We start from the raw sequence: 19028 nt of genomic DNA, 5'->3' as shown, positions 1-19028 counted from the left end.
ACGTTATTCATTTATTTATAGGTTTATATGAATACAATTTTATTAATTCCTACAGGTGAAGGGGTTGGTCTAACCTCTGCCTGCTTAGGTATGATTTATGCACTTGATTGTAATGGGATTAAAGCAGGCTTTTTAAAACCATTTTCTCAGGTAGATCAAGAAAATTTAGACCGGACCACCTCTTTATTTGGCCATTTATTTCAAGGTAAAACTGTTCAATCCATTTCGCATGAAACGTTAACCCAACGCATTGCGTCAGGTGAAGTTGATGAGCTACTTGAAGAAGCAGTAAGTCTTCATCGCAGTATCGCAGCCGACAACAATGTGATTATTGTTGAAGGTTTATTACCAAATGGGCAAGACCATTTTGCCAGTGAGCTTAATGCTAGCCTTGCCCAAGCTCTTGATGCAGAAGTAGTTTTAGTGAGCACTGCTGACATTCAAAACCCACGTAAAACAGCCGAGAAAGTTGAAGCTCACTTGCGTCAGTTTGGCGGTGCAACTTCAAACCGAACAGCAGGTGTACTCTTTATGCGTACACGCGGGTTATCTGAAGAAACAGCTCAGATTCCTGTCGCATTTGACCCATCGCTACGTCCAACTGAAGACATCGCAAAATTTACGGCAGAACTGCAAAAATATAATCGCTACTTTGGATCAAACGATTTACCAATTATTGGCTTAGTTCCATTTAGCAACACCTTAAGTGTCCCTAGAACTTTAGACATCGCGAACGTGATTGACGGTCAATGGGTACACCAAGGCGAAGCGAAAACACGTCGTATTTTGCACTCAAGTTTAATTGCCTCAAGCATTGAATATGAACTGAATAAATTCATTGCTGGCGAACTGATTATTAGTGCGTCTGAACGTACCGATGTGTTACTTGCAGGTAGCTTGGCAACCAGTAACGGTATTCCATTGGCAGGCTTAGTACTGACCGAACGTGAAGCACCTGCCCCTGAGCTTTTAGAGTTTTGCCAAAGCGCCATCAAACAAGGCTTACCAATTTTACATACCCGTTTAAACACACTGGAAACAGCACAGCGCTTATCTGATTTTGGTAATGAAATTCCAACTGATGATACTGAACGTGCCGAGCAAGTGACTCGTTTTGTTTCAAGTCATATCGATGTCGAATGGCTTAAACAGCATAGTAATAACGGTGCAACTCCTCGTCTTTCTCCTTCTGCATTCCGTCACGAACTGGTACAAAAATCGATTGCAGCTAAAAAACGAATTGTGCTTCCAGAAGGCGATGAGCCACGTACTATTGAAGCAGCTGCTATTTGTCAGGCTCGTGGTATTGCACATTGTATTTTGCTAGCAAAACCAGATGCAGTACAAGACGTTGCAAAAGCACGCGGTATTGAACTACCAGCTGACCTAGAAATTATTGATCCGGACAGTATTCGCAACCAATATGTTTCACCAATGGTTGAGCTTCGTAAGGGTAAACTCAACGAGTTACAAGCCAAAGATCAATTACAAGACACCGTAGTTCTTGGCACCATGATGCTGGCCCTAGATCATGTAGATGGTTTGGTTTCAGGTGCAGTTCACACCACGGCTAACACCGTGCGCCCTGCTTTTCAGCTGATTAAAACCGCACCTTCTTACTCTTTAGTTTCGTCCATATTCTTTATGCTTTTACCAGATGAAGTATATGTTTACGGTGACTGTGCAATTAACCCAGACCCTACAGCCGACCAACTTGCTGAAATTGCAATTCAGTCTGCTGACTCTGCAAAAGCGTTTGGAATTGACCCACGTATTGCCATGATCAGCTATTCAACTGGTACGTCTGGAACAGGTGCGGATGTTGAGAAAGTACAGCAAGCGACTCAAATTGCACAGCAACGCCGTCCTGATTTACTAATTGACGGTCCACTCCAATATGATGCAGCTTCCGTTGAAAGTGTCGGACGCCAAAAGGCACCGAATTCACCTGTAGCTGGCCGTGCCAATGTATTTATTTTCCCTGACTTAAATACAGGTAACACGACCTATAAAGCAGTACAACGTGCAGCAAATGTAGTCAGCGTTGGACCAATGCTGCAAGGTCTAAACAAACCAGTCAATGACTTGTCTCGTGGTGCTTTAGTAGATGATATTGTCTTTACTATTGCATTAACAGCAATTCAGGCTGAACAACAGGCTGCTGCGAAATAATTAATATCATTTAATCTTTTCTACCTCTCGCCATTTGATATCCGCTCAAATGGCTTTTTTTATTCTTAAATAACAACATTCCCTTTTGGTTATTCTTAGTTTTAAAACACTTAGCACTAGTCCTATTCGACTTTCGGTCAAAAGATCAACCAATCCCCCACAAGTTTGTGTTTTTGTCATATAATTTAGCCCGCTAGCTAACAGCCCGCTCAAGAGATTTTCTGGTATGACAACGATTATCAAACAAGATGACTTGATTACATCAATCAAGGACGCCCTACAGTTTATTTCGTACTATCACCCGCAAGACTTTATCCAAGCGATGAGCCGTGCTTATGATCGCGAAGAAAACAAAGCTGCAAAGGATGCAATTGCACAGATTTTAATTAACTCTCGCATGTGTGCGGAAGGTCATCGCCCAATTTGCCAAGATACTGGTATTGTTAACGTTTTCCTTGAAGTGGGCTTAGATGTTAAATTTGATTTAACTATGAGCTTAGATGATGCAGTAAACGAAGGTGTTCGCCAAGGCTACCTTGAAAACAGTAACGTTCTTCGTGCATCTGTACTTGCTGACCCTGCATTTGGTCGTAAAAATACAAAAGACAACACCCCTGCTGTTATTCACTACAAACTCGTACCGGGTAACAAAGTAGATATTACTGTTGCTGCTAAAGGTGGCGGTTCAGAAAACAAATCTAAGCTTGCAATGCTTAACCCATCTGACTCGATTGTTGACTGGGTACTTAAAACCGTTCCGACTATGGGTGCAGGCTGGTGTCCTCCTGGTATGCTCGGTATCGGTATTGGTGGTACTGCTGAAAAAGCCATGATGCTTGCGAAAGAAGCACTCATGGAAGAAATCAACATGGACGAATTACTTCGCCGTGGACCAGAGAACAAAATCGAAGAACTTCGTATCGAAATCTTTGAAAAAGTAAATGCTCTTGGTATTGGTGCTCAAGGTCTTGGCGGTTTAACGACTGTTCTTGATATTAAAATCAAAGATTATCCATGTCACGCTGCAGGCAAACCAGTGGGTATGATTCCTAACTGTGCTGCGACTCGTCATGCTCACTTCCAGCTTGATGGTTCAGGTGTAGCTCATATTCAAGCACCAAAACTTGAAGACTACCCTTCAGTCACTTGGGACTCTTCACAATCTAAGCGCGTAAACCTTGATACCATTACTCAAGAAGAAATGGATTCTTGGAAACCAGGTGACACATTACTTCTTAGCGGTACAATGTACACAGGTCGTGACGCTGCGCACAAACGTATGGTTGAAATGATCGACAATGGTGAAGAATTACCAGTTGATCTTAAAGGTAAATTTATTTACTACGTTGGCCCTGTTGATCCAGTGGGTGATGAAGTCGTTGGTCCTGCTGGTCCTACAACTGCAACACGTATGGACAAATTCACACGTAAAGTACTCGAGCATACTGGTTTATTCGGTATGATTGGTAAAGCTGACCGTGGTCCAGCAGCAATTGAAGCAATCAAAGACAATAAAGCAACTTACCTCATGGCAGTTGGTGGTGCGGCTTACCTCGTATCTAAAGCTGTTCGCGAAGCTGAAGTTGTAGCATTTGCAGACTTAGGTATGGAAGCAATCTACAAATTCGTAGTTGAAGACATGCCTGTATCTGTAGCAGTTGATGTAAACGGTACTTCAATTCACGCAGTGGCTCCAAAAATCTGGCAAGCGAAAATTGGAAAAATTCCAGTAATCGATGCCGCAGCAGGCTAATCAAGAAAAGCACCGAATTCGGTGCTTTTTTTTATGCCTTATAATTTTTTTTGGAAATTGAAAAGAATTGTAACAATTAGTTCGCCAATCTATGTTATTAATAAATACCCCCCCCCGCCATATATTGCATATAGGTCATTTCATGACTATCCGCCCTATTCTTAAAAATCTCTCAATCAGCCTCTGCCTAAGCTGTATTACGACAAGCTTGTTTGCCTCTCCTGCGAAATTAAGCTCAGTAAAAGAACTCATGCAAATGAGCCAAATTGATTATTTGCTTAAAGAATCAATTAATGAATTAACGCCTTATTATGATCAACAAGCTGAGCAGATCATCACTAATATTACAGGCATCAAAACTTTAGGCCCGAAAGAAAAAGAGGCTGCAAAAAAGTTAGGCTTACTTTTAAAAGATTCGAGTAACCAGCTCATTAGTAGCCCAAAAACTACGCAAGCCTTACAAGATATTTATTTAAAGACATATACTGAAGAAGAAGTTCAGGCAAATCTGAAATTTTTAAAAACCCCAGAAGGTCAATCAATTACGCGTAAAAACGTACAGATTATGGGGCAAATTTCAGAATACATGATGGAGTTGGGTCAACAAACCTTTAATGACCCTAAAGCACGTGATCATATGCAAGAAGAGATGCTTAAAATTATTGCGCCACTCATGAAAGATAAAGAAAAGTCTTAACTTTTCTTTATCTTTTGTAGGCCATTACCACGTTAAAGGGTTCCACAACTTAAATGGTTTAATCAGATGGACATCTGATTTTTCATCATATTTGGCTGGTTTTAGCTCTTGCGGTTTATGTCGAATTTTTCCTGAAGCATCTTCAGCTACAAAGTTGAAGCTAGAAGATTTAAGCTCGGTAAATGCTATCTCTCTACGTCCAATATTGTCTTGCATTAACATAAATGGGCCAGTGTGTTCACCACGGTCCATTTTATTTTCTTCATCGTATTTTAAATAATAAGACGTTCCAGCATCGACTGTAATATCAATATATTTTGGCTCTTGAAAATGAATACCTAATAAAGGCCGACTTGCAGAAATACGATAACTTCCTGCTGGCAGTTCAATCCAGTAATAATGATTATGCAATAAGCTTGGAATTCGTTTGCCATTTACAAATAAATTAATTGCTGCAATTTCCTGACGGTTCCATTTGGTATCTGGCCGATAGAGATAGACTACTGCTGCATGTTCATTTTGCGGTTTAATCGGAACAAATGTCTGACCTAGTTTTTGGTTGACCCATCCCCCCATGCTAAAACCACCGACATGGTATTGATCAAATACACCAGGTGCTTTATCAACATCAACTTTAGGTAAAGTCGCAGTCAGCTCAGCTGGATTCTTTGCCAAGTGTGATGAACTCTGGCAACCCGCAAGTAATGCGGTACAACTTAATGCAATAATTAAATAACGCATGACATCCCTCAAAGCGTTTTCTTTTGATTTTTCTATATCGCAAAACTATGCGTATTTTGTTTTTTTAGATTAACACCACCTACATGAATTGAAAACAAAAAAAGCATGAATCACTCGCGCGATTCATGCTTTTTAGATGAATGAAATCTAAGCAGACTTCGAATCAATTACTTTTAAATCTGCCTTAGCAACACTTTCATGAGTTGCTGTTTCTTTAGGCTGACGTTCTGGTTTGTAAACAGGTTCAGCTTCACCATTAATCACTGCTTCATTAATGAAAACTGTTCCTACATCTGTACGGCTTGGTAAGTCATACATTGTTTCAAGTAAAACATTTTCCAAAATCGAACGTAGACCACGAGCTCCGGTATTACGCTCAAGCGCTCGCTTAGCAACTGCACGTAAAGCTGAATCTTCAAATACAAGGTCAACATTTTCCATGTTGAATAAGTATTGATACTGGCGAGTTAATGCATTTTTTGGTTCTGTCAAAATTTGCATTAATGCTTCTTCATCAAGCTCTTCAAGCGTCGCAATAACTGGTAAACGGCCAATAAACTCTGGAATTAAACCAAATTTCACTAAGTCAGTTGGCTCAACTTGACGGAACAATTCAGCAATTTTCTTGCTTTCATCTTTTTTCTTCACGTCAGCTGTAAAGCCAATTCCGCCTTTTTCTTGGCGCTGTTGTACAATTTTTTCCAGCCCAGCAAATGCACCACCACAAATAAATAAGATATTTGAGGTATCAATTTGAATGAACTCTTGCTGCGGATGTTTACGTCCACCTTGTGGCGGAATTGAAGCTACAGTACCTTCAATCATCTTAAGCAATGCTTGTTGTACACCTTCACCAGAAACGTCACGCGTAATCGACGGATTTTCAGATTTACGTGTAATCTTGTCGATTTCATCGATATAGATAATGCCCTTTTGAGCTTTTTCTACGTCGTAATCTGCTTTTTGCAAAAGCTTTTGTACAATATTTTCAACGTCTTCGCCGACATAACCCGCTTCAGTTAAAGTGGTCGCATCTGCCATCGCAAATGGAACATCTAACAAACGAGCTAATGTTTGAGCAAGTAATGTTTTACCTGAACCGGTAGGTCCAATCAGTAGAATGTTACTTTTAGCAATTTCCACATCTTTAGACACATGACCAGATTGCCCGACTTTCAAACGCTTATAATGGTTATAAACGGCAACAGATAATGTCTTTTTGGCAAGATCCTGACCAATCACATATTGATCAAGCGCAGCACGTATTTCATGTGGTTTTGGCAATGCCTTGCTCGCCCAGTCACCTGCTTCAACCTGTTGGCTGGTTTGTACAAGGTCTAAGCAGACATCTACACACTCATTACAAATATATGCGTCCTCGCCCGCAATCAGTTTCCCGACTTCAGACTGCGTTTTACCGCAAAATGAACAATGTTTTTGTCCTTGAGGATGTTCGGACATATTCTCTCCACAAATAGAATCTTAAATATGAGGGCAAGCGATAGGGTTAAATGACTATATGGAGGCGTTTTCTAACAACTCAAGCCACTTAAAAACTCCCCTTATGGACGCTTACTTAATACCTGATCGACTAAGCCATATTCTTTTGCTGCTTGTGCAGTCATAAAGTTATCACGATCAGTATCACGAGCAATCGTGTCATAGTCTTGACCACTGTGTTCTGCCATCAAACGATTCAAGCGTTCTTTAATAAATAGAATTTCACGTGCATGAATTTCAATGTCTGATGCCTGACCACGGAATCCACCTAATGGTTGGTGAATCATTACACGTGCATTTTCAAGGCAATAGCGCTTACCTTTAGCACCAGCATTTAATAAGAATGCACCCATAGATGCAGCCTGCCCCATACAGTATGTCACTACATCAGGTTTGATAAATTGCATCGTGTCATAAATCGCCATACCAGCAGTGACTGAACCACCAGGCGAGTTAATATAAAGATGGATATCTTTATCTGGGTTTTCAGCTTCTAAGAACAACATTTGAGCAACAATCAAATTTGCCATGTTGTCTTCAACTTCACCAGTTAGAAAAATGACGCGCTCACGTAAAAGTCGTGAATAAATATCAAAAGAACGTTCGCCGCGAGAAGATTGTTCAACCACAACAGGAACTAAAGCATTTTCAATTGTTGGAACATACATACGTTATTTATTCCTAAATTTTTTGTGACTTAACCTATGGCAACAATATGCGGGATAATTTCTCAAATTGCAAAAGGTTCGCACTGAAATATTATATTATTTATACCTAAGTACTTAATGACGTACTCAAATTAACCACATACCTAAAAAATGAAAAAGGCGCCTAAAGCGCCTTTTCCTGACTTCTCAAAAGATTAGCCCATACGGCGAGCTTGTTGTTCTTTCAATAAATCTTCGTAAGATACTGCTTTGTCAGTCACTTTAGCAGCAGCTAAGATGTGATCAACAACTTGATCTTCTAATACAACAGCTTCGATTTGAGCACGTTGTTGAGCATCATTTTTGAAGTATTCGATCACTTCAGTTGGATCTTCATAAGAAGAAGCCATGTCGTCGATGTAAGCATCAACACGTGATTGGTCAACTTCAAGTTTAGCATCAGCTAATACTTTGCTTACTAATACGCCAAGTTTAACAGAACGCTCTGCTTGTTCTTTGAACAATTCGTCAGGAAGCATGCTCTTGTCAAAAGATTGAGCACCAGCGCCAGCAAATTGTTGAGTGAACTGTTGAACCATTTGTTGACGTTGACGGTCAATTTCTTGAGCAACCATTGCAGCTGGTACTTCAACTTCGTTCGCAGCAACAAGAGCATCAAATGCCGCTTGTTTAACTTGGTTACGTAAACCATTGCGAACTTCACGTTCCATGTTTTTACGAACGTCAGCTTTTAATTTTTCAATGCCTTCTTCTTCAGTAACACCGAAGATTTTTAAGAATTCAGCATCAATCTCTGGAAGTTTAGGTTTTTCAACTTGCTTCACAGTGATTTTGAATTGAGCTGCTTTACCAGCCAAGTTTTCAGCTTGGTAGTCTTCAGGGAAAGTCACATCAATTACTTTCTCTTCACCAGCTTTCATACCAATGATGCCGTCTTCGAAGCCAGGAATCATACGACCTGAACCTAACACAAGTTTAAAGTCTTCAGCAGAACCGCCTTCGAACTTCTCACCGTCGATAGAACCTTCGAAGTCAAAAGTCACTTGCATATCTTTTTTCGCCATACCCTTGGTCACAGCCCAAGTTTGACGTTGTTTTTGCAAGTTTTCGATCATAGTGTCGACGTCAGCATCTTTAATTTCAGCTGTTTTACGTTCAACTTCTAAGCCGTCAAATGCTTTTACTTCAACTTCAGGATAAACTTCTACAGTCGCTTCAAAAACTAAAGCATCTTCTTTATGTTCAACTTTCTCAATGTTCGGCATACCTACCGCATTGATTTTTTCTTGTTGAATTGCTTCAAATACGCTGTCACGAATAATGTCATTCACAACTTCTTGATAAATACTTGCACCGTATTCGCGACGAACAACGTTTGCAGGTACTTTGCCCGGACGGAAGCCGTTGATCTTCACAGTTTTGGCAGTGCGCTTCAAACGAGCTTCAAATTGCTCGTTAATACGGCTCGTCGGTACAGAAACATTTAAACGACGGGCAACGCCCGAAACCGCTTCAGTCGTTACTTGCATGGCTTCCTCGATAAAAATTAGTTAGTAGGAACAGTTTTTAAAAAAGTGCTGTATTATATGACAACTTTCAAGATATACAAAATTAACCGATCAGATCAGTAAATTGAAGGTGGTTTTTCCAAGAAATTTCACAATAATTTTATGATTTTTTAATTTTTTTTAATTCAACCTTAAGCCAAAGTAATTTTTTAGTTATTCTTCATGAATCTAAAATTACAATTAAATTTCACATTATTATCGATTTTACAAACAGTTAAGAATAATCAATCAATTAGAGAATTTTAGACACAAAAACCTATTAAATCTTTCATATTTTCTTCATAATCCTATCGGCAAATCCAATTAACACAAACTGTACATATAAATAAGAATTATTATTATTCGCATAACGTTTTGTATTTAAGTCCTGAAAGTCATGTCATTGATTAGAACACGTAAAAAAATTGTTTCATCTGCAATCGCTTCATCCCTTTCTATGATTGCAACTACTGCAATGGCACAAGAAGCTGTTTCACAACTACCAACGATTCATACTCAAGCAACACAAGAAGAATCTTTAAAGGTAGATCAATCAGCAAATGCAAAATTCGTTGCTCCCCTTTTAGATACTCCGAAATCAGTTTCAGTGATTTCAAAACAACTTATTGAAGATACAAAAGTAACAACCTTATCAGATGCATTACGTACCGTCCCTGGTATCACGTTAGGTGCAGGTGAAGGTGGCAATCCAAATGGTGACCGACCTTTCATTCGTGGCTACAATTCAGAAAGTTCGATGTATGTAGACGGCGTTCGTAACGCAACTTCTCAAAACCGTGAAATGTTTGCTGTCGAGCAAGTAGAAGTGACCAAAGGTTCTTCATCTGCTTTAAGTGGTGCGGGTGGTTCAGGCGGTAGTATTAACCTGATTACGAAAGTTGCGAAAAAAGGTGACTCTCTTGAAGGTTCTGTTGCCGGGGGCACAGATAACTATGCACGTGTTACTTTGGATGGCAATAAAGACTTCGGCAATGGAGTGGCTGCCCGTGTGATTGTGATGGGACACCAAAATGACAAAGCCGGCCAAAGTAATGGCGCAGAATATAAACGCGCTGGTATCGCACCAAGTATTAGCTTCGGTTTAGATAGTGCTACTCGCGGAACACTGAGCTACTACTATTTAAAAACTGATGATACACCTGATTCTGGTGTGCCTTATCAATATGACGTCATTAAGAAAGCGACTGCTGGTAAACCGGTTGATGTTAAACAAGGTATTTATTACGGTTGGAAAGATCGCGATTTTCAAAAGCAAGAAAACCAGATTGGTACACTTAAACTTGAACATGACTTCAACGATAACCTAACTCTCAGCAATACCGCTGTTTATGGTAAGTCTAAAAATAATTATTTATGGACTCAGCCAGATGACAGCCAAGGTAACATTGTTAATGGTAAGGTTTGGCGCCGTGTAAATACCAATATTACTGATACAGACAGCTTTACTGATCAGCTATCATTAAAAGGTAAGTTCAATACGGGTTCTCTTAAGCACAGCTTTAATATTGGTGCTGAATATAGCAAGCAAGATTCAGATCGTGGCACAAACATCGTAACAGATCCAAATACTTCACAAATTGGTGGTAGCGGTACAAACAATGCTTGCTCACTTGCTAACTCAAATGGCTGGTGTACTGACCTTAATAACCCTAATCCAAATGATGCATGGTTGGGTCGTATACAAGCAAACCCAAATGTTACCAACATTACATCTAAAACCCAGTCAATTTACGCATTAAACAACATTGAAATTACACCTCAATGGTTAATTGACTTAGGTGTACGTTGGGACAAATTTGATACTGATGTTAAATATAATAAGGACTCAGGCTCAGGTGCAACGCTCATTAAAGCTGGCACAAAATACAGCTCAAGCAATGACTTCTTTAACTATCAAGCAGGTATCACATTTAAGCCTGTTGAAAATGGTTCTATTTATTTGAGCTACGCAACGTCAGCTAACCCAGTAGGTGTAGATGCTGGTGACGGTTCAGAAGGAATTAGTGTTCCAAACCGTAATACAACCGATGAACAAGCAAGAGCTATTAATAACCTTAAGCCAGAAGAAGTTAAAACTTATGAGTTAGGTACAAAATGGGATGTGTTAAATAACCGTTTAAACTTAACTGCTGCAATCTTCCGTACTGAAAAAACCAATACGCGTGCTTTAGGTACTGATGGTTTCACAAGAAACATTGGTGAAACACGTGTTGACGGTATTGAATTAGGTGCGAACGGTAACATTACTGAAAAGTGGGCAGTCTCTGCTGGTTACACCTATTTAGATAGCGAAATCGTTGATGGTGGATATGCTAAAGATAGTAACGGCAACTATGTTCCAAGCCCAACAAACGGTAATCAAGTACAAAACGTAGCGAAAAACTCAGCGACACTTTGGACAACTTATAAAGTATTACCACAAGTGACAGTAGGTGCTGGTGCAGTCGCTATGGATAAAGTATTTGGAGATGCTGCAAATACTAAATATGTTCCTGGTTATGTTCGTTACGATGCTATGGCTCGTTATGACGTAAATAAAAATGTTAATTTACAGCTTAACCTAAACAACTTATCTGATAAGCGTTACTTTACTAAAGCTTATGCTTCTCACTATGCAACAGAAGCAGAAGGCCGTAGCGCAGTACTCGCAATCAACTTTAAATACTAAGTTAGTCTAGAATCCCATAATCTTTTTATGGGTTCTGATATAAAATAGCCTCTATAGTTAGAGGCTATTTTTAATTTTCTACTACTATTACTCGCAGGTATCACCGTGATCCACCATATTCCCAATGTATTGAGTAAAGAACAGGTTCAATATTTTCGTAATGAAATGGACAAAATTGAATGGGTCAATGGCAAAGTAACAGCTGGTACACTCTCTGCAACTGTAAAACGCAATCAGCAATTACCCGAAGATCATCCGCTTACTCACCATCTGAGTAATATTATTCTTGAGGCACTAGGCACTCACCCATTATTTTTATCTGCTGCAATACCACTTGATATTATCCCTCCCCTGTTTAATCGTTATGAAAATCAGGAGTCTTTTGGTTTTCACGTAGACAACTCTATCCGCCGCATACGTGGTACCAATGAACGGCTTAGAACCGATTTATCATGCACTTTATTTTTAAGCGAACCTGAAGAATATGAAGGTGGTGATCTAGTCGTAGAAGACACTTATGGCTATCACGAAGTGAAACTTCCGGCAGGAGATATGATTTTATATCCATCTACCAGTTTGCATGAAGTGACGGCGATTACTTCTGGCTGTCGTATTGCTTCTTTTTTCTGGGTGCAAAGTATGGTGCGTGATGATGCTGAGCGACATATGCTTTTTAATCTAGATCAAACAGTACAAAACTTAAGAATGCAGCTGGGTGATAATCATAGCGAAGTCATTAAACTGACTAACCTTTACCATAACTTAATGCGTAAATGGGCTGAACTGTAACTCAATTTATTTTTGCCTTATTTGGACTAATTAATTATTTTTATCTCAATAAGGCAAAACAATGAAAATTATTTTCGACAAAACATTAAACAGCGCAAAATTAGAAAATTATTTTCTGAACACTAAAATTAAAATGAGTATAAGACTTTTGCACAACGTGTAATCATTGTTTAGATGTGGTATATCTAAACAATAAGCATATTTGCAAACCACCAAACTTACTATTACATGGTCCATAGATGAAAACGAATCACTTGTTTGCCCAGCCTACTCAAGCAAGACATCATCTCGAACTCCTGATGCTGCGCCTCGCGCGCGTATAAATTTTTGTCTGTATTTTAGAGCAGACCTTTTCAAATTCCCTTTAATTTTTCTGTATTAGATACCATATATAACTGTAGAACGTTGCCTTTTATACGATACCTAGAGCAACCGTGCTACGAGATAAGGAGTTTTCTCATGATGTTGGCTGACCCTAGCAAAAAATACCGCCGTATGTACCAGCGAGTCGATTTACCAGATCGCCAATGGCCAAATAATGAAATTACAAAAGCGCCAATCTGGATGAGCACGGATTTACGTGATGGCAACCAAGCAATTTTTGAACCGATGAACATGGAACAAAAGTTCAAAATGTTCAAAATGCTTGTAAAAATCGGTTTTAAACATATTGAAATCGGCTTCCCTTCTGCATCTCAAATTGACTTCGATTTTACTCGTATGTTGATCGAAGAAAATCATATACCTGATGATGTATACATTGAAGTATTGGTTCAGGCACGTGACCATTTAATTGAGCGTACTTTTGAAGCTTTAGCAGGTGCTAAGCGCGCAATTGTGCATATTTATAACTCTAACTCTCCAACCTTCCGTCAAAAAGTGTTGAATGTAGATGTAAATGGTGCAAAACAGTTGGCGGTGAATGCAGCTCAGAAAGTGAAAGAGTATGCTGCGCAATATCCTGAAACTGACTGGATTTTCCAGTACAGTCCAGAATGTTTCTCTGCAACTGAATTAGAAGTAGCGAAAGACGTCTGTGATGCGGTTACAGAAATTTGGGATGCACGTCCAGATCATAAAGTGATTTTAAACTTACCAGCGACTGTCGAAGTTTCTACGCCAAATGTTTATGCAGATCAAATTGAATGGATGCATCGTAATTTGGCACGTCGTGATGGCGTGATTATTTCCGTTCACTGTCACAATGACCGTGGCTGTGGTATTGCCGCATCAGAACTTGCCATTATGGCAGGTGCTGACCGTGTTGAAGGCTGTGTGTTTGGTAATGGTGAGCGTACAGGTAACGTTGACGTTGCAGCAATTGCATTGAACATGTACACCCAAGGTGTAGCGCCAGAGTTAGATTTCTCTAATATTAATGAAGTCATTGCAACGGTTGAAGAATGTACTGGTTTACCTGTACACCCTCGTCATCCATATGCAGGTGACTTGGTATTTACTGCATTCTCTGGTTCGCATCAAGATGCAATCAAAAAAGGCTTTGAATACCAGAAAAACGAAGAAATCTGGGATATGCCTTACTTACCAATCGACCCGAAAGATTTGGGCCGCGACTATGATGCTGTCATTCGTGTAAATAGTCAGTCTGGTAAAGGTGGTATCGCTTACTTATTAGAATCAAACTATAACGTTGTATTGCCTCGTCGCTTACAAATCGAATTTAGTCAGGTTGTTCAACAATATACTGATGAAAATGGTACAGAGATTAGTGCTAAACAAATCTGGACTTTATTTAAAGACACGTATGTTGAAGTGAAAAACCACCATTACACGGTCAAAAACTATAAGTTATCTGACATTAATGGTACTCAAATTATTGAACTTGAGATTGATGTTGAAGGTGAAACTCAACAATTGCGTGGCGAAGGTAATGGTCCAATCTCTGCATTCTTAAATGCACTTCAATTACCAATTGACGTATTGAACTACGAAGAACGTAGTATTAGTTCAGGTGCAAATGCCAAAGCATTAACCTTAATTGAACTTCAAGTGAAAGGTACAGGTAGAGGCTCATTTGGTGCAGGTGTTCACGACAACACAGTCACTTCATCTATTGAAGCCATTATTGCATGTACCAACCGTTTGATTGATCAAGGTGTTTTAAGTACAGATCAGGTTGTTGCCGCCGCTGTTTAATTAAAAAAAAGACTTTGGAAAGGATACCTAGCTTGGTATCCTTTCTTTTTATTCCTGAAAGATTTAAAAGGCGAAATGTTCCCGTGTCTTTTCCAGCTGACTCAGTGGGGTTAGTCACTCCGCAAAAGTTCCAATTTGAAGAACCCTTACATCTTGAATGTGGCCGTGTTTTACCGCGCTTTGAGTTAATGGTTGAAACTTACGGCACTTTAAATGCAGATAAATCAAATGCGATTTTAATCTGCCATGCCCTTTCCGGACATCATCATGCAGCGGGTTATCACCATGAAGATGATAAAAAAGCTGGATGGTGGGATAGCTGTATTGGCCCGGGTAAGGCAATCGACACAAATAAATTTTTTGTAGTTGCACTCAACAATATTGGTGGATGTAGCGGATCGACCGGTCCAACTTCACCAAACCCTGAAAATGACAATCGCCCTTATGGACCAGATTTCCCATTAGTAACGGTACGCGACTGGGTTAAAACTCAAGCCATGCTTTCTGATCGTTTAGGAGTAAGCGTTTGGTATGCAGTCGTTGGCGGTTCATTAGGGGGCATGCAAGCACTACAATGGTCGGTAGATTACCCTGACCGTTTACAAAAATGTGTCGTTATTGCTAGTGCGCCGAAGCTTTCAGCACAAAATATTGCATTTAACGAAGTAGCACGTCAGTCAATTCTGTCTGACCCGGACTTTCATCATGGTCGTTATTTGGAAAATGATAGCTATCCAAAACGTGGTTTGATTTTGGCTCGTATGGTCGGCCATATTACCTATCTTTCCGAAGAAGCCATGAAACAAAAATTTGGTCGTGATTTAAAGTCCGGCAAGTTTATGTACGGTTTTGATGTCGAGTTTCAAGTTGAAAGTTATCTGCGTTATCAAGGTGAACAGTTTAGCCGTAACTTTGATGCCAATACTTATCTGATTATGACCAAAGCTTTGGATTATTTTGATCCTTCGCGTGAGTACGGCCACTCGCTTACAGAAGCGATGAGTAAGACCAAATGTCAGTTTCTGATTGTCTCGTTCACCACTGACTGGCGTTTTGCACCAAGCCGTTCACAAGAAATTGTAGATGCACTCATTACCAATCATAAACCGGTAAGTTACCTCGATATTGATGCTGAACAAGGTCATGACTCGTTCTTATTCCCGATTCCACTGTATGTCAAAACACTGCGCGCTTTCTTAGGCGGTGAAGAACATTTAAAATCGACATCACTGGAGGCAAGCTAATGCGTATTGATCAACAACTGGCAGAAAAGTGGATTAAACCCGGCTCTAGCGTACTCGATTTAGGGTGTGGTGACGGTGAATTACTCGCTCATATGAGCCAAAAGCATCAAATTCGTGCTTATGGTTTAGAAATTGATCAAGAAAAGATTGCAATTGCCGTCAGTCGCGGGTTAAATATTATTCAACAAGATTTGAATCTCGGTTTGAGCCGTTTTGCCGACCAGTCTTTTGACTATGTGGTCATGGCACAAGCTTTGCAAGCCGTAGATGCACCCGATGTTTTATTAAGAGACATGGTGCGTGTGGGAAAACAGGCCATTATTACCTTTCCAAACTTTGCACACTGGAAGACTCGCTCTTTTCTAGCATTAAAAGGGATGATGCCTGTATCGGATGCTCTACCATATATGTGGTATAACACCCCCAACATTCATTTATGTACGTTTAAAGATTTCGAAGCACTATGTGCGGAAAATCAAATACAAATTATTAATCGACTCGCCGTCAATGGAAACCAGCAGGGAAGCCTGTTAAGCAAACATGTTCCGAATTTGTTTGGTGAAGTCGCTATTTATCGAGTGAGTGCACTATGAAAAAGACATTATTTAGCACACTAATTGCAGGACTGCTAAGTATGCAGGCTCATGCAGATTATATCGCCCAGCCACAATCGGTTGCGAGTCAGGCTGCGCGTTTCTCCACAATGGGGATTCATGACCTTCAAAAAGCAGCTCAAGCGGGTCAGGCTGGCGCACAATTTTATCTTGGAACACGTTACCAATACGGCAAAGATGTAGCAAAAGACGATAAACAAGCATTTGCATGGTTTAAAGCTGCTGCTGACCAAGGTCTTTCACCTGCGCAATTAAATGTTGGCCGTATGTATGCTGATGGTATTGGCGTTAAGAAAGATGAGTCTATGGCTCGTAAGTATTTCGAAAAAGCGGCTAGTAACGGCGATAACCGTGCAAGCTATAACCTTGCGATGATGGAAGAGCAAAAGAAAAACTACGTAGGTGCTTACCAGTGGTATGAGCTTTCAACTCGTGATGGCATGCTCGACAATAAAGTAATTAGCTTATCTGAAGGTAAAAAGACGGCTCTTGCTGCAAACTTAACTCAAGAGCAAATCCGTATGGCACGTGACCGCGCGGATAAATGGATTCAAGCACAATAATAATCCAGCTTATACTTACTCGACTAAAACCACCTTATATCACCTATAAGGTGGTTTTAGTTTTTAAACTTCTAATTTTATATTCTATTTGTTTTGCTCTATATCCCCTTTCAAAAAACACGTAACATAGCTCACGTTCAATATTGGTTATAAAGTTTGGTTATCTTATGTCTACCCCACATTGGTTTGATCAGGGCTCTTTAGTCCTTGCAAGTAATAACAAAGGTAAAGTCGCAGAGTTTGAAAAACTTTTTGAACAGCTTAAGTTACCTGTAGAAATTATTCCTCAAGGTCGCCTTAATATTCCCGACGCCATTGAAGACGGCTTAAGCTTTATTGAAAATGCCATTATTAAAGCACGTCATGCCTCTAAAATTTCAGGGAAACCTGCTATGGCTGATGACTCAGGTATTTGTGTTCCCGTTTTAGGTGGTGCACCTGGTATTTATTCAGCACGCTATGCTGGAGAACATGGTGACGATGCAGCGAATAATGCCAAGTTATTAAATGATCTTTTGCCATTTCGTAAAAATGGAGAAGTGATTGAAGGTATGTTTGTGTGCGTACTTGCTTTAGTGACTCATGCGGAAGATCCATTACCACAAATTTTCCAAGGCATCTGGCATGGTGAAATTTTAGAAGCGCCACGCGGTGAAAATGGTTTTGGTTATGACCCACTGTTCTGGTTACCAGAGCTACAAGTTTCTAGCGCTGAGTTGTCTAAAGAAGAAAAAAATAAGATTAGTCATCGTGGACAAGCGATGCAGTTATTTAGAGAGAGCTTGCAGAAGTAAAACTTTATATAACATTTATTTAGTTTAACGCTAAAGCCATTTGCTATCGTGCTAGGCGACATGGATGTCGCCCGTCGAACTGCGACATCAAGGATGTGTCGTCAGTTCGACAAATGGTTTTGTTACTTTTGACGAAACAAAAGTAAATATTGCCTATATACACAAAATAAGCATATAACCACTATTAAAAGGCTGTCTGATCTAAACATCTTACTTAGAAGTAAAGATGTAAAAACACTGCATAAATCGCAATACACACACAACTCACAATTGTCCCTGAGGCGATATAAGCCGCTGATCTACCCGTCCCTTGATAATGTGTTTCCAGAGCTACAATATTGGCTGCCGGTGGCAAGCAAAACATTAAAAACATTACACCAATATGCTGATTTATATTTGGAATCGGTAAAAATCTATAACTTAATCCACAAAGTACAAATCCACAGGCTACTTTAAATGCTTGAGCTTTTGTACTGTAAATTAAATCTTTTGCATAAACTCTGGTACGGCGTAGCCACATTCCAAGCACACACATACCTGCGAAAGTCATCGCAAATTTAGCAACCTCATAAACCCAATGTATAGCAGGGCTTTCGATATGCTGGGCCCCTAAAAGTCTGAGCACAACAGCACAAAATATTGATATACAAGGTGGCGACGTTAAAACCTTTTTTAATATATTGAGCTTACTTTGCGGTGCTGTAGTAACAGCAGTCACAGCCCAAGCATTGCCAAAAAGCGACATCCCAATATATAAAGCTACAATCGGAGCAGTTGCTTCAGGACCAAATAAAGCCATGGCGAAAGGAAAACCAAGCCACCCCATATTGGTATAACTGACGCAAAGCGCCAGTAAACGATCTTTAAATAGAGCCAAATAGGCAAAGAAAATAATAAACGCCGACCCAAAACTAAAGAGCATTAAACTCAAACTTCCCGATTGATAAAAAACCATGTTGTAAATAATTACAACCGGAATCAGGAGTCGTGCAAGCCAAGCTGAAAGAATAGGTTTTACGGTTTCTGAAATAGAGGTCTGAGCAAGTAGAAGTCCTGTGATAAATGCCAATACAGGCAGTAGTAATGCCACGTTCTCTCCT

General features: G+C 39.8%; 15 protein-coding genes. 10 read left to right on the top strand and 5 right to left on the bottom strand.

Going from position 1 to position 19028, the window contains the following annotated elements; genetic code table 11:
- Nucleotides 1–27: 27 nt before the first annotated feature.
- From pta to J671_RS11310, 3 genes are all read left to right on the top strand, one after another.
- Complete coding sequence (pta, locus tag J671_RS11320) at nt 28–2172, top strand: phosphate acetyltransferase (RefSeq protein ID WP_031982303.1); 2145 nt, start codon at nt 28–30, stop codon at nt 2170–2172.
- A gap of 226 nt (nt 2173–2398) precedes the next feature.
- A complete protein-coding gene (locus J671_RS11315) occupies nt 2399–3925 on the top strand; it encodes a fumarate hydratase (protein WP_002053445.1) in 1527 nt (508 codons plus the stop codon).
- A 142-nt stretch (nt 3926–4067) separates the two neighbouring features.
- Nucleotides 4068–4622 carry a DUF2059 domain-containing protein gene (locus tag J671_RS11310; protein WP_004710671.1) on the top strand — a complete coding sequence of 185 codons (555 nt, stop codon included), beginning with the start codon at nt 4068–4070 and terminating at the stop codon, nt 4620–4622.
- A gap of 24 nt (nt 4623–4646) precedes the next feature.
- Here the strand turns inward: J671_RS11310 and J671_RS11305 are convergent, their stop codons facing one another.
- From J671_RS11305 to tig, 4 genes are all read right to left on the bottom strand, one after another.
- The gene (locus J671_RS11305; protein WP_006580444.1) at nt 4647–5363 is read right to left on the bottom strand and encodes a DUF2846 domain-containing protein; all 717 of its coding nucleotides are present in this window, start codon (nt 5361–5363) and stop codon (nt 4647–4649) included.
- Between the two features lie 147 nt (nt 5364–5510).
- Nucleotides 5511–6824: an ATP-dependent Clp protease ATP-binding subunit ClpX gene (gene clpX, locus J671_RS11300; protein ID WP_002053318.1), complete on the bottom strand. Its 1314-nt coding sequence runs from the start codon at nt 6822–6824 to the stop codon at nt 5511–5513.
- A 101-nt stretch (nt 6825–6925) separates the two neighbouring features.
- Nucleotides 6926–7531, bottom strand: coding sequence for an ATP-dependent Clp endopeptidase proteolytic subunit ClpP (clpP, locus tag J671_RS11295; RefSeq protein ID WP_000289452.1), 606 nt, complete (start codon nt 7529–7531; stop codon nt 6926–6928).
- Nucleotides 7532–7725: 194 nt separating this feature from the next.
- Nucleotides 7726–9060, bottom strand: coding sequence for a trigger factor (gene tig, locus J671_RS11290; RefSeq protein WP_031982301.1), 1335 nt, complete (start codon nt 9058–9060; stop codon nt 7726–7728).
- Nucleotides 9061–9475: 415 nt separating this feature from the next.
- On the opposite strand from tig, the gene J671_RS11285 reads away from it, so the two are divergent.
- The 7 genes from J671_RS11285 (at nt 9476) to rdgB (ending at nt 17928) form a co-directional block, all read left to right on the top strand.
- Nucleotides 9476–11767, top strand: a complete 2292-nt coding sequence (locus J671_RS11285; RefSeq protein ID WP_004883343.1) for a TonB-dependent receptor — start codon at nt 9476–9478, stop codon at nt 11765–11767.
- A gap of 105 nt (nt 11768–11872) precedes the next feature.
- Nucleotides 11873–12556: a Fe2+-dependent dioxygenase gene (locus tag J671_RS11280; protein WP_001984475.1), complete on the top strand. Its 684-nt coding sequence runs from the start codon at nt 11873–11875 to the stop codon at nt 12554–12556.
- 459 nt (nt 12557–13015) lie between these two features.
- A complete protein-coding gene (gene leuA / locus J671_RS11275; RefSeq protein ID WP_004883345.1) occupies nt 13016–14713 on the top strand; it encodes a 2-isopropylmalate synthase in 1698 nt (565 codons plus the stop codon).
- 83 nt (nt 14714–14796) lie between these two features.
- Nucleotides 14797–15957 carry a homoserine O-succinyltransferase MetX gene (metX, locus tag J671_RS11270; protein ID WP_002053295.1) on the top strand — a complete coding sequence of 387 codons (1161 nt, stop codon included), beginning with the start codon at nt 14797–14799 and terminating at the stop codon, nt 15955–15957.
- Nucleotides 15957–16550 (top strand): methionine biosynthesis protein MetW, encoded by a 594-nt coding sequence (gene metW / locus J671_RS11265; protein ID WP_001217230.1) that lies wholly within the window; start codon nt 15957–15959, stop codon nt 16548–16550. Before metX ends, metW begins: the two co-directional genes overlap by 1 nt.
- Complete coding sequence (locus tag J671_RS11260) at nt 16547–17134, top strand: tetratricopeptide repeat protein (protein ID WP_022575788.1); 588 nt, start codon at nt 16547–16549, stop codon at nt 17132–17134. Before metW ends, J671_RS11260 begins: the two co-directional genes overlap by 4 nt.
- 167 nt (nt 17135–17301) lie before the next feature.
- Complete coding sequence (gene rdgB / locus J671_RS11255) at nt 17302–17928, top strand: RdgB/HAM1 family non-canonical purine NTP pyrophosphatase (protein ID WP_002053259.1); 627 nt, start codon at nt 17302–17304, stop codon at nt 17926–17928.
- Between the two features lie 214 nt (nt 17929–18142).
- On the opposite strand, the gene J671_RS11250 is transcribed toward rdgB, so the two are convergent.
- Nucleotides 18143–19018: an AEC family transporter gene (locus J671_RS11250; protein WP_031982300.1), complete on the bottom strand. Its 876-nt coding sequence runs from the start codon at nt 19016–19018 to the stop codon at nt 18143–18145.
- Nucleotides 19019–19028 lie beyond the last annotated feature (10 nt).

The organism is Acinetobacter sp. 1130196 (assembly GCF_000588095.1).
In the GTDB taxonomy this organism is placed as follows: domain Bacteria; phylum Pseudomonadota; class Gammaproteobacteria; order Pseudomonadales; family Moraxellaceae; genus Acinetobacter; species Acinetobacter nosocomialis.
Note: the sequence above shows the minus strand (reverse complement) of the source record. Positions and strands in the feature narration are given on the sequence as shown.